This window comes from Klebsiella sp. H-Nf2 (assembly GCF_002806645.1).
Lineage (GTDB): Bacteria > Pseudomonadota > Gammaproteobacteria > Enterobacterales > Enterobacteriaceae > Klebsiella > Klebsiella variicola.
On sequence record NZ_PIBL01000005.1, the window covers coordinates 227,264 to 239,186 of the forward strand.

The following is an 11,923-nucleotide window of genomic DNA, read 5'->3' on the forward strand; positions in this document are numbered from 1 at the left end:
TATCTCCCACATATTACCGGGTTTTATTGCTAATTTAAAAGGCAAAAAAATGCCCTCGCCTCGATTTGACTCTCATTTATGGCAATGTCTGTGCACACACAGTGGAAAGTCATTGAGAACAGTCAGTTGCCATGGTCTTATTTTTTAACAATCCTCATACAGAAAGCACAAAAAACACAACAGATTACGTAGCGCATAAATAGGAGGCAAAATATGTAACAAATATTAACGTGCTAAATAAATGGAATAAATTAATGGCAGTCTGGCGGCTATTACGTATTATCCGAAGCACGGAATCATTCACAGCTCAGATGAGAGAACAGAAATTAAGCACTCCTTTTTTTTCCGTCGCTTGTGGTATACTGCGCGGCCTTCACATTGGGTAAGGCGCATTAGCGCAGCGAGTAAACGAGGATATCGATGAGCACACCAGATTTTTCCACTGCAGAAAATAATCAAGAACTGGCGCAGGAAGTCTCCTGCATGAAAGCGCTGATAACGCTGATGCTGCAGGCGATGGGCCAGGCGGATGCGGGTCGCGTGATTATTAAAATGGAAAAGCAGATCGCGCAGATGGAAGATGAGGCTCAGGCCGCCGTATTCTCCAGCACCGTTAAGCAAATTAAACAAGCTTACCGTCAGTAATCCTGTGCCGGCTGAAAGTATCCCTGACAGCCGGTGTCACGTCTGGCACGCAGAACGACAGGCGCTCTCAGATTAACCCTGTCGCCACCGCATAACAGGCTATCTGCGTTTTGTTCGGCGCATTGAATTTCCGTTGCATATTCTTCTGGTGGAAATTCACCGTATTTTCCGAAATAGAAAGAATCATCGCCACCTCCGCCGAGGTCTTCCCTTCCGCGGTCCATTTCAGAATTTCCAGTTCACGGCGGCTGAACTTCATTTCCGGCGGCATCACCATCTCATCTTCCAGACGCAGGAGCGTCAACAAGCTTAGCTCTGTCAGCATGCGCAGGCGCATCTCCAGTTCATCTTCAGGATAAGCGTCCGGCAAACGGTTATTCGCGGAGACGGAGAGAAAACCCTGCGCATGGTTGGGCAAGGTCAGGCACTGGGTCACCCCTTTTTTCAGACCATGATCGCGGGCGCCGTCCCATAATGCCGCCGCATCGCGAAACAGCCCATCCTCCCATGGCAGATGACCGCGCATAAAATTCTCCGGGCGTAATACCGGATCTATCGCGAAATAGTTCTCGGCCTGGTAGTGCGACATCCATGCGCGGGGATAGGTCGACTGGAAGGTGACGCGGGGGCGAGTGAAAGGCACCGGGTGGCGTACACAAAGCGTGTAGTAATCATATTCCAGCGCTTCGGTTTCTCGTTGCAGGAGATTATAAACCTCCTCACCAGCGGCCACGGACTGAAATTGATGCAGCATATCCCGCCGCCAGCTGAAAAAATCATTGTCCCTCATAGCTGTGCAAATAACTCCTGATTGATAATCATTATTATAAATACAGAAAACTAACACATAAATCTTATTTATATGTATAAAATATTGTCGCCGTCGCATTTATTAGTCTGAAGGCTTGCCTTTTTCCCGTTCTCAGCGCAGAACCTCGTGCCCACTTTCTTGTCATTTTCTACACCCTACAAAGGGGGGATGGGAAGCGGTGTATACGGCCACAGGGAGAAATCGCACAAAGAGGTGACGACGAGCGTGGCGCGCCGCAGGGAAGACAGGCTGTACGCGGCGGCCCTCCCCAGGAAAGCCGCCGCGCCAGCGCATAGTTTACTGCATCAGAAATTTTTCGAGGAACTGGCGAGTGCGCGGCTGCTGCGGGGAGGCGAACAACGCTTTCGCCTCTCCCTGCTCGACAATGCGCCCTTGATCCATAAAGATGGCCCGGTCGGCAACGTCACGAGCGAAACTCATCTCATGGGTCACAATGACCATGGTGCGTTTCTCCTGCGCCAGTTGCCGGATAGTGTTGAGCACCTCCCCCACCAGCTCAGGATCGAGGGCTGAGGTCGGTTCATCAAACAGGATCACGTCCGGACGCATGGCCAGCGCGCGAGCAATAGCCACCCGCTGTTGTTGACCGCCGGAGAGGCGACGCGGATAGCTATTCTCTTTACCGCTGAGACCCACTTTCGCCAGCAGATCGCGCGCCCGCACAATCGACTCCTGCTTATCTTCACCTTTTACGATGACCGGCCCCTCAATAATATTCTCCAGCACCGTACGGTGGGGAAACAGATTAAAGTTCTGGAAGACAAAGCCAACATGCTGGCGTAGTCGGCGGATGAGTCCTTTCTGTGACCCCATGCTGCGGCCGGCGTCGATGGTCACATCGCCAACGCGGATGGTGCCGCTCTCCGGTTGCTCCAGCAGGTTGATGCTGCGCAACAGCGTGGTTTTACCCGAGCCGCTGGGGCCGATGATCGCCACCACTTCCCCTTTCTGTACCTCCAGGTCGATACCGTGGAGCACCGTCTGGCCATGGAATTTCTTCACCAGGCTTTTCACTTCTATCGCACTCATTTCGGATCACGCTCCTGGCGGTTCAGCTGGTTTTCAAAATAGTTCTGCAGCGAGGAGAGGACGGTCGCCATCACCCAGTAAATCAGAGAGGCCGCCAGATACATGGTGAAGACCTCCAGGGTTCGGGAAGTGATAAGCTGCGCCTGACGGAACAGCTCCGGCACCTGGATCGTCGCCGCCAGCGAGGTATCTTTTACCAGGCTGATAAAACTGTTGGACAGCGGCGGCAAAGCGACCCGCGCCGCCTGGGGTAAGATGGCCCGGCGCATTGTCTGCCACGGCGTCATGCCGATACTGGCCGCCGCTTCCCATTGCCCTTTGTCGATCGAAGCGATGGCCGCGCGCAGGGTTTCCGCCGCGTAGGCCGCCGTATTGAGCGACAGGCCGATCATCGCCGCCGGAATCGGGTCAAGCTCGATGCCAAACTGCGGCAAGCCGTAGTAGATCATAAACAGCTGGGCGATAAGCGGCGTGCCGCGAAAAATGGAGATATACATGCGCGCCAGCCATTTTACCGGCCAGAGGGGCGACATGCGCATCAGCGCCAGGATAAAGCCCAGCACCAGGCCGAAAAACATCCCGCCAATGCTCAGCTGCAGCGTAAAGACGGCCCCTTTGAGCAGAAAAGGAGCGGAATCGATGACCAGTTGGATACTTTCTTGCATGCTGTCGTTTCTGTATTAGAGGTGAGGATGATAGGCAAACAGCGCCGGCGCCCCGCCGGTATGGACGAACAAAATCGGTCCTTCATCCTTAAAACGCTTCTGCGTAATGCCGTCGATAAGCCCGGCCATCGCTTTGCCGGTATAGACCGGATCGAGCAAAATACCTTCCAGCTCCGCCAGTAGCTTCACGGCGGCCATGCCTTCCTCGTTCGGCGTACCGTAGCCTGGGGCAAAGTAATCATCCCACAGGGTGATGTCGGCTTTCGCCTGCAGCTCGAGGCTGCTGGCCACGGCCTGCTGCAGCGCCACCACTTTTGGCAGCTGGTCAGCAACAGAGCGCGATACCGTCACCCCAATCAGTTCCGCCTGCGGCATCAACTGTTCGAGCCCCACAGCCAGCCCGGCATGCGTACCGGCGCTGCCGGAAGCCACCACCACCGATGAGATCTCCACCGCGCCTTCGCACTGCTGGGCAATTTCCAGCGCGCTTTCCACATAGCCTAACGCCCCGAGCGCATTGGATCCGCCGACCGGGATGACGTAGGGGCGATATCCCTGCGCCTCGATGCGGGTCGCCAGCTCGTCGAGCTGAGCGGCAGGATTGGAAAGGGCATCGCACATCTCAACCTGGGTGTTAAACAGATCCAGCAGCAGGCGGTTGCCATTGCTCAGATAGTTCTCCGCCCGAGTGCCGATGGGGTTTTCCAGTAGCGCCACGCAGTGCAGCCCCAGTTTCGCGGCGACCGCCGCCGTCTGACGCACATGGTTGGACTGGATCGCGCCGGCGGTAATTAAGGTATCCGCCCCTTCACGCAGCGCATCGGCGGCGAGAAACTCCAGCTTGCGCAGTTTGTTGCCCCCCATTGCCAGCGGCGTTGTATCATCGCGTTTGATAAAAATCTCGCGCCCAAGGTGATCGGACAAACGCGGCAGATACTCCAGCGGCGTCGGTGCGCCAATTAATTCCAGACGCGGAAAGCGGGTTAAATTTTGCAGTGACATGGCCCCTCCTGACTCAGTTATGCTTCATTATGCACACAGTTACGCGCTAAATAAAAAAAGGCGCTTCCAGGAGCGCCTTTTTTCACCACTGACCGTTATTTCGTCACGTCAGCGCCAAACCATTTCTCTGACAACGCCTTCAGGGAGCCATCTTTCTGCATATCCGCAATCGCGGCGTCTACCGCTTTCAGCAGATCGTCGTTGCCTTTGCGCAGCGCCACGCCAGCCTCCTGACGGGAGAACGCATCACCGGTTACCGCCAGCGTATTGTTGGTTTTCTTCACCAGATCCAGCGCGGCCAGACGGTCAACCAGAATGGCGTCAATACGGCCTACGCGCAGATCCTGGTATTTCGTCGGGTCATCATCATAGGTGCGGACATCAACGCCCTGGACGTTCTGACGCAGCCACTCTTCATAGTTAGTGCCCAGTCCGACGCCGACTTTCTTGCCTTTCAGATCCGCCGCGGTTTTAATCGCGCCTTCGTTACCTTTCTTCACCAGCGCCTGCACGCCAGAGATGGTGTACGGGGTTGAGAAATCGTATTTCTTCTTACGCTCATCGGAGATAGTGACCTGGTTAATCACTACGTCGATACGTTTGGAGTCCAGCGAAGCCAGCATACCGTCCCATTTGGTCGGTTTGAGATCGGCTTTCACACCAAGATGTTTCGCCAGCTCGTTGGCAAACTCCACTTCAAATCCGGTCAGCTTGCCGTCATCACCCTGGAAGCTAAAAGGAGGATAGGTGCCTTCGAGGCCCACACGCAGGGTACCGCGCTCTTTAACCTGATTGAGCAGGTTCTCCGCTGCAAAAGTTTTCACGCTAACGCCAGCCATCAAAACAACGGCCATCGCGCCCATCAGCGCCTGACGACCCAGAAGTGCTAATTTCATAGATACCCCGAAGGTTAGGATTTTCCTGTAGTGTAAGGCGCTTAACAGCCTCACACCAACATCGTTACGCTACATCTTATGCCAATTTATTATATATGATCCCTGTTAGGGTATAGCGAAAATCAGGGCTTTCCTCACCCGTTTTGCGGGATATCTCCCATACTGCAAAGGTCAGCCTGTTGACGTCTGGAGCATGGAAGATGAAAAACCCCACTTTGTTGCAATGTTTTCACTGGTACTACCCCGCCGGCGGCGAATTGTGGCGTGAAGTCGAAGCGCTGGCCCCCAGTCTGAATGAAATCGGCATCAATATGGTCTGGTTGCCGCCCGCCTATAAAGGCGCCTCGGGCGGTTATTCCGTCGGCTATGACACCTACGATCTCTTCGACCTCGGTGAGTTTGATCAAAAGGGCTCAGTCGCCACCAAATATGGCGATAAAGCGCAGCTGCTGGCGGCGATGAAGGCTCTGAAAGAGCATGATATCGCCGTGCTTCTGGATGTGGTGGTGAACCACAAAATGGGCGCCGATGAAAAAGAAACCCTGCAGGTGCAGCGCGTCGATGAGCAGGATCGCACCCAGATTGCCGAGGAGATCATTGAATGCGAGGCATGGACTCGCTATACCTTTCCGGTGCGAGCCGGGCAGTATTCGCAATTTGTCTGGGACTACAAATGCTTTAGCGGCATCGATCACATTGAGAACCCGACGGAAGATGGCGTGTTTAAAATCGTCAACGATTACACCGGCGAAGGCTGGAACGAGCAGGTCGACGATGAGCTTGGCAACTTCGACTACCTGATGGGTGCCAACATTGATTTTCGTAATCACGCCGTTACCGAGGAGATCAAATACTGGGCGCGCTGGGTCATGGAGCAGACCGGCTGCGATGGTTTTCGTCTTGACGCCGTGAAGCATATCCCCGCCTGGTTTTACAAAGTGTGGATCGAGCACGTCCAGGAGGTGGCGCCGCAGCCGCTGTTTATTGTCGCGGAATACTGGTCCCATGAGGTGGAAAAGCTCCAGCAGTATATCGACCTGGTCGAGGGCAAGACGATGCTGTTCGATGCCCCGCTGCAGATGAAATTTCATGAAGCCTCACGCCAGGGACGCGACTATGACATGAGCCAGATCTTCAGCGGCACGCTGGTGGAAGCCGACCCTTTTCACGCTGTGACGCTGGTGACAAACCATGATACGCAGCCGCTGCAGGCCCTTGAGGCGCCGGTTGAACCCTGGTTCAAGCCCCTTGCCTATGCGCTGATCCTGCTGCGTGAAAATGGCGTGCCGTCGGTCTTTTATGCCGATCTTTTCGGCGCATCCTATGAAGATACCGGCGGCGATGGACAAACCTACGCCATTGAGATGCCCGTTATCGAACAACTGCATGAACTGATCGACGCCCGTCAGCGCTTTGCTCACGGCGTGCAAACGCTGTGGTTCGATCACCCCAACTGTATTGCCTTCAGCCGTAGCGGCACCGACGAGGATCCCGGCTGCGTGGTAGTGATGTCCAATGGTGATGAGGGAGAAAAAAACCTGACGCTGGGTGAGAACTATGGCAATAAACGCTGGCGGGATTTTCTCGGCAACCGGGAAGAGATTGTCGAAACCGACGACGACGGTAGCGCGACCTTTACCTGCAACGGGGGCAGCGTGAGCGTGTGGGTGATGGAAGCCGTGCTGTAGTCAGCGGGCGATGTACCTGGCGGGCCGAACGGGCCCGCCGGAACCTCAGCGCGCGGAAGCCGGCGCGCTGACGGTCCCTGTCGTACGCGCTTTGGCCCACGCCTTTTCGCACTCGGGGGTGAGGCGTTCAACGCGGGTCAACGTCATACGGTCGTAGGAGAGGGTATTGCCCTCACGCTCGATCGGATAGATATCCAGGGAAGCCGTAACATTATAGATCTGGTTATCGCGGTTCATCAGTTTACCCGGCTGCGCGATTACGCGCTGCCACTGGCGGCAGTCGAAGGTATCCCCTGCTTTGGTGACGATCAGGCTGGCGATCGCGTCAGGGCTCATCATTTCACTCTGCGGCCCTTTCGATTGCCAGTAGCCCTCAAGGCCAGCCGGCGCCGGCGCTTTAACGACGTCATCGTAATGATCAACCTGCACACATCCGGCCAGCGCCAACACCATGCCAGCAAAAACTAACTGTTTCATCATTCATCCCACAAGCCGATAAAAAAGTATTGTGGCATTAAAGCGTTAAGCCTTCCACCCCCGCCCCCGGCGGAAAAACCGGGCAAGACAGAAGCCGGCAATCCGACCTTCATTTGAAATAAGGAAATTCCGAAAATAAAATATTGTTTGGGGCCTAACCATAGCATCTGTGGGCACTTTTTGTTTTTAATCCGCTCACACTACCGGTTCTCGACTTTACTTTAAGAGTTTTCCTGGCAAATTATATGCATAGATGCGGAATAGTTTAATGGAACTAATGGGTTCTTTCTTAAACCTACTATATACCGCTCGCAAGGACTGCTTCACAAAGTGAGTGTGAAGTGAATATCGTTACGTGTTGATTGAGGATGGGTCATGTCAACGATGATTATGGATTTGTGCAGCTATACCCGGTTAGGCTTAACGGGTTATCTGACCAGTCGGGGAATTAAAAAACAGGAAATCGTTGAGGTCCATTGCGCGGCAGATCTGCAAAAACATTGCGCCTCGTGCTGTCCGGCAGTGGTGTTTCTTAATGAAGACTGCTTCGTGCATGATGATGAAAGTAATGGCATTATTCGCCAGATCATTACGCAAAACCCGGCGACGCTGTTTGTTATCTTTATGTCGCTGGCAAACATTCATTTTGACCGCTATTTGCGGGTACGGAAAAACCTGCTGATCAGTTCGAAATCGATAACGCCAAAAGACCTTGATGTTATTCTGGTTAATTATCTTAAATACAAAAACAGCAGTCTGGGGCAATTAAATTTACCGACTTTATCGCTGAGTAAGACTGAATCCAATATGCTGCAAATGTGGATGGCCGGGCATGGCACGTCGCAAATTTCAACGCAAATGAACATCAAAGCGAAGACGGTATCGTCACATAAAGGCAATATTAAAAAGAAAATACAGACGCACAATAAACAGGTGATTTACCATATCGTTCGGCTTACCGAAAACGTCACTTCAGGTATTCAGGTGAACCTGCGCTGAAACAAACTGGCGGTGGTTCCGCCAGTCCCGTTTTATGAGGTTTCTTTTTCGACGAAGATCCCATCCGGGTGCCCCACTTCATTGAAAAACCAGATCCCCAAAGGATAGTCTTCCAGCGAAACCAGATACATCGTCCCTTCACTAAACGACTCAATTGCCAGCACTACCCCCGATCGACGTGGGCCACCGTCGGTCTTCACCGTGACACGATCGTTCACCTGCATATTCAATCTCCTCTATTTTTCAGCCAGTGTAGAACAAAACCACGCAACTCGCAGCGTTGCGGCCCATGACTGTTGTTTTTTTAGACTGACTATACTTAAAGAGGCTTGAGCGACGCTCAGCGAGGGGGTAATGATGAAGAATCGATTGACAGGCCAGGCCGGGAACGACGTTGATATCAATGTTGATGCTCTGCTGGCAGCGATTAATGAGATTAGCGAAAGCGAGGTCCATCGCACACTGGATGACCCGCATCGTGCCAGTATTGATGGTCGAGGAGCCCATACCTGGCGCGAACTGGCGGAGGCCTTCGAGCTCGATATTCACGATTTCAGCGCCAGTGAAGTCAACCGCTAACGGTGGGCGAAAAAAATCCCGACTCGCAGGAGTCGGGATCAAACTTGCTAATGCAAGAAGCACTTGAAAATTCGTTACACCGGGAAATCCGATGCGTTAAAACATTATCCTCAATTATTTTGCATGACAAGAGATATTCATGGCGCAAATTATTGAGAATGTTGGCGCTTTGCAAGGAACGGGGCTACAGGGCTGATGCGAGAAGGCTTCGCCGCAAACCGGTTTCATTCGATAGCGAGATCCCTGTCGAACACTTTAAGAAAAATCTCATTTTAGCTGATTCGGGCGAAACGTTTTGCTCACGCTTCGCTGTCGAAACAGACCTGATTGCGGCCGTTCTGCTTTGCCTGATAGAGACGACGATCGGCTACCGACTGCAAGGCTTCAAACTGATACTCCCCCTGCTCTTCACTGGCACTGACCCCCAGCGACGCACTGACCCGCAGCGTCACATTGTTATGCAAAAAGACCTCCCGGCGCTGGATACGCAGGCGTAGCCGCTCTGCCACCACCGCCGCTTCCTGAAGCGTGGTATCCGGCAGCACGACACAAAACTCCTCCCCACCCACGCGGCCCAGCAAATCGCCCTCACGAACGGTGCTGGCAAGGGTACTGGCCACCGTCGATAGCACTCTGTCGCCCGCCTGATGACCATAGCGATCGTTAATGCGTTTGAAGTGATCCAGATCGAGCTGGATCACCGCCAGCGGTCGTCCACTGCGCTGGCAGGCGCTGGCTACCACCATCGCCTGTTCAAACAGCGCCCCGCGATTGAGCAGACGGGTTAAGGCATCGTGCCATGCCTGCCATTCGAGGGAGGTTTGCAGGACGCTCATATTGCGGACCATGCGGCGGATCACCAGCCAGGAGAGCAATAGCATCAAGGTGAAGAGAACCCACATCAGGGTCAGAGCGATGGTGATGGTGCCAAAATTGCCCCGCACGCCTTCCCGCAGAGTGTGGATCCGCAGCAGCACGCCGTCAAAATTGCGCAGTTTGGCCCAGCTGATATAGCGCGTCAGCAAGCGCAGTCCCCCCTGGTTATAATGGACAAACGCGCGGCTGAGCAACTCCTGTTCACGGGGGGACAAAAGCGTCAGGACATTCCCCGGCGCGGAAGAGGCCAGCAGGTTCAAATGGCTATCATAAAGCTGGTACTCCCCCTCCTGCCCCCCCTGCATGGCGCTGACCAAAAATGCTTTTATTTCACTGACCGAGAAGTCCATCGCCAGCACCCCGCGCCAGTAGCCGGCGAAATCCAGCGGTATCGAGGCGGTGACCACTTGCTCTTCCAGCTGTGGATCGTCGTCAGGAAAGGTTTGCCAGATAACGCCCCGCCCCGGATTATTCCGCTGGCTCTGTCGGGTAAACCAGAGGGCGCCGATGGCTTGCGAATAGTGGGTCATCACCTGCGACTCGTCCCGCAGCGGCAGGGTCGAAGTGAAAAAGCCACTGCGGGAGATATACTGCATTCGCTCAGCGAAATCGCGGTTATGTTGCGTCAGATTCAACAGATACCCCAGCTCCAGCGTCGCCATCAGTTCATCAGCCGCGAGCGGATCGTCCTTCAGCAGCATAGGGTTGTTGCCAACGACGCTGCCCGAGACGCCAAACACCGGCAGCGTACGACGGTTCGGCAGCGCCACACGCCAGGCTTCCTGATGGCGCTGGCTCAGATAGCGCTGGCTGGCACTACGCAATACGTCGATATCGAGCGGCTGTTCAAGCGCAGACTGCATACCATGGCGAAAAAACATCATCCGGTCGATGTTGAACTGCAGCAGTCCATCCATTTCATGGGCGACATTAGCCAGATTATTACGCTGGTTGGCCACGTAGGCCTCTTCCAGGACGTTGATTTCACGCCAGATCAGTAACGTGGAGAAAAAAAGCACCACGATAAAACAAACGTTAACCACATGCGCCGGGCGAGTCAGGTGGCGGAGCTTTTTCATCTTCAACCGAAGTGGCTTATCCATCATTCTCTCGCAGTACGTAGCGCAAACCTGACGACGTCAGCGCCCCGGTTCTGTCGATGCCGGGCGCGCTTTTAGCGTAGACGACGCAGCGCCGTCGCGCTGTGTGCAACCACACTACTTCACCGACCGGCGCAGGCTGCTCACCACTTTCACGCCCGCCAGCACCACTGCACCAATGATAAAACCCAGCACCAGGTTGGCAATGACCGGCAGCAGGGAAGCCAATATCCCGCCCAGCCCCGCGCTCCAGTGCTCAATGGCATGATGCAGTGGCGCAATGCCGTGAACCACAATTCCGCCACCAACAAGGAACATGGCCAGTGTCCCGACGATGGAGAGCACTTTCATCAGCCAGGGGGCTACCACTAACAATCCTTTGCCCAGCCATTGCGCCAGCGCAGCGCGTTTCTCCGCCAGCCAGTAACCCATGTCGTCCAGCTTAACGATCACGCCCACCAGGCCATAGACCCCGATAGTGACCAGAATCGCGATCCCGGAGAGGATCAGGATCTGATTGAGCAGCGGCGCTTCCGCCACAATGCCGAGGGTGATGGCGACAATTTCCGCGGACAAAATAAAATCGGTGCGAATCGCCCCTTTCACTTTGTCACGCTCAAAGGCCAGCGGATCACGTTCCGCCAGCGCCTGAAGACGCTGCTGCCGTTGCGCAGGATCCTCTTTGTGCTTGCGCGCCTCCAGGCTGTGAAGCACCTTCTCCATCCCTTCAAAACAGAGGAACGCGCCTCCCAGCATCAACAGCGGCGTAATCGCCCAGGGAATAAAAGCGCTGATCAATAGCGCCAGCGGCACGAGGATCACTTTATTAACGAACGAACCTTTCGCCACGCCCCAGACGACCGGCAGTTCACGATTCGCTCGCACGCCGGTCACCTGCTGAGCATTGAGCGACAGATCGTCCCCCAATACCCCGGCTGTTTTTTTCGCCGCCAGCTTGCCCATCACGGAAATATCATCCAGTAGCGTGGCGATATCATCGAGTAACGTTAAAAGACTACTTCCTGCCAAAATAATTTCCTTCTCTTTTCATCAATGTCTCCCTCGAGTATGCGTTAAAAAACGGCCGGTGCCCAAGGTACAATTAGTCAATATAAATTTAACAAACTCGCGCAAA

General features: G+C 54.3%; 13 protein-coding genes. 4 read left to right on the plus strand and 9 right to left on the minus strand.

Annotated elements, in window-relative coordinates:
* Nucleotides 1-420: 420 nt before the first annotated feature.
* Complete coding sequence (locus CWM58_RS15070) at nucleotides 421-645, plus strand: DUF2594 family protein (protein ID WP_061154045.1); 225 nt, start codon at nucleotides 421-423, stop codon at nucleotides 643-645.
* 67 nt (nucleotides 646-712) lie between these two features.
* Here CWM58_RS15070 and sdiA read toward each other — a convergent pair whose 3' ends face one another.
* The 5 genes from sdiA to tcyJ all read right to left on the minus strand — a co-directional run bounded on the left by sdiA (nucleotide 713) and on the right by tcyJ (nucleotide 5,069).
* Nucleotides 713-1,435: a transcriptional regulator SdiA gene (sdiA, locus tag CWM58_RS15075; RefSeq protein ID WP_074385434.1), complete on the minus strand. Its 723-nt coding sequence runs from the start codon at nucleotides 1,433-1,435 to the stop codon at nucleotides 713-715.
* A 318-nt stretch (nucleotides 1,436-1,753) separates the two neighbouring features.
* Nucleotides 1,754-2,506, minus strand: coding sequence for an L-cystine ABC transporter ATP-binding protein TcyN (gene tcyN, locus CWM58_RS15080; RefSeq protein ID WP_061154043.1), 753 nt, complete (start codon nucleotides 2,504-2,506; stop codon nucleotides 1,754-1,756).
* Nucleotides 2,503-3,171, minus strand: a complete 669-nt coding sequence (tcyL, locus tag CWM58_RS15085; RefSeq protein WP_008804215.1) for a cystine ABC transporter permease — start codon at nucleotides 3,169-3,171, stop codon at nucleotides 2,503-2,505. The genes tcyN and tcyL overlap by 4 nt, the downstream gene beginning before the upstream one ends.
* A gap of 15 nt (nucleotides 3,172-3,186) precedes the next feature.
* Entirely contained in the window at nucleotides 3,187-4,173 is a 987-nt protein-coding gene (dcyD, locus tag CWM58_RS15090) for a D-cysteine desulfhydrase (protein WP_100681230.1), read from the minus strand.
* Between the two features lie 95 nt (nucleotides 4,174-4,268).
* Nucleotides 4,269-5,069 carry a cystine ABC transporter substrate-binding protein gene (gene tcyJ / locus CWM58_RS15095; RefSeq protein ID WP_061154041.1) on the minus strand — a complete coding sequence of 267 codons (801 nt, stop codon included), beginning with the start codon at nucleotides 5,067-5,069 and terminating at the stop codon, nucleotides 4,269-4,271.
* Nucleotides 5,070-5,269: 200 nt separating this feature from the next.
* Between tcyJ and amyA the strand changes: the two genes are divergently transcribed.
* The gene (gene amyA / locus CWM58_RS15100; RefSeq protein WP_100681231.1) at nucleotides 5,270-6,757 is read left to right on the plus strand and encodes an alpha-amylase; all 1,488 of its coding nucleotides are present in this window, start codon (nucleotides 5,270-5,272) and stop codon (nucleotides 6,755-6,757) included.
* 45 nt (nucleotides 6,758-6,802) lie between these two features.
* Here the strand turns inward: amyA and yedD are convergent, their stop codons facing one another.
* Nucleotides 6,803-7,237, minus strand: coding sequence for a lipoprotein YedD (gene yedD / locus CWM58_RS15105; RefSeq protein ID WP_165785798.1), 435 nt, complete (start codon nucleotides 7,235-7,237; stop codon nucleotides 6,803-6,805).
* Nucleotides 7,238-7,609: 372 nt separating this feature from the next.
* On the opposite strand from yedD, the gene rcsA reads away from it, so the two are divergent.
* Nucleotides 7,610-8,233, plus strand: a complete 624-nt coding sequence (gene rcsA / locus CWM58_RS15110) for a transcriptional regulator RcsA (RefSeq protein ID WP_061154038.1) — start codon at nucleotides 7,610-7,612, stop codon at nucleotides 8,231-8,233.
* Nucleotides 8,234-8,265: 32 nt separating this feature from the next.
* Here the strand turns inward: rcsA and dsrB are convergent, their stop codons facing one another.
* A complete protein-coding gene (gene dsrB, locus CWM58_RS15115) occupies nucleotides 8,266-8,457 on the minus strand; it encodes a protein DsrB (RefSeq protein ID WP_061154037.1) in 192 nt (63 codons plus the stop codon).
* Nucleotides 8,458-8,590: 133 nt separating this feature from the next.
* On the opposite strand from dsrB, the gene CWM58_RS15120 reads away from it, so the two are divergent.
* Nucleotides 8,591-8,812 (plus strand): YodD family protein, encoded by a 222-nt coding sequence (locus CWM58_RS15120; protein WP_165784174.1) that lies wholly within the window; start codon nucleotides 8,591-8,593, stop codon nucleotides 8,810-8,812.
* A 299-nt stretch (nucleotides 8,813-9,111) separates the two neighbouring features.
* On the opposite strand, the gene dgcQ is transcribed toward CWM58_RS15120, so the two are convergent.
* Nucleotides 9,112-10,791: a cellulose biosynthesis regulator diguanylate cyclase DgcQ gene (gene dgcQ, locus CWM58_RS15125; protein WP_100681290.1), complete on the minus strand. Its 1,680-nt coding sequence runs from the start codon at nucleotides 10,789-10,791 to the stop codon at nucleotides 9,112-9,114.
* Nucleotides 10,792-10,905: 114 nt separating this feature from the next.
* Nucleotides 10,906-11,817 (minus strand): DUF808 domain-containing protein, encoded by a 912-nt coding sequence (locus CWM58_RS15130; RefSeq protein ID WP_100681233.1) that lies wholly within the window; start codon nucleotides 11,815-11,817, stop codon nucleotides 10,906-10,908.
* Between the last annotated feature and the right edge of the window lie 106 nt (nucleotides 11,818-11,923).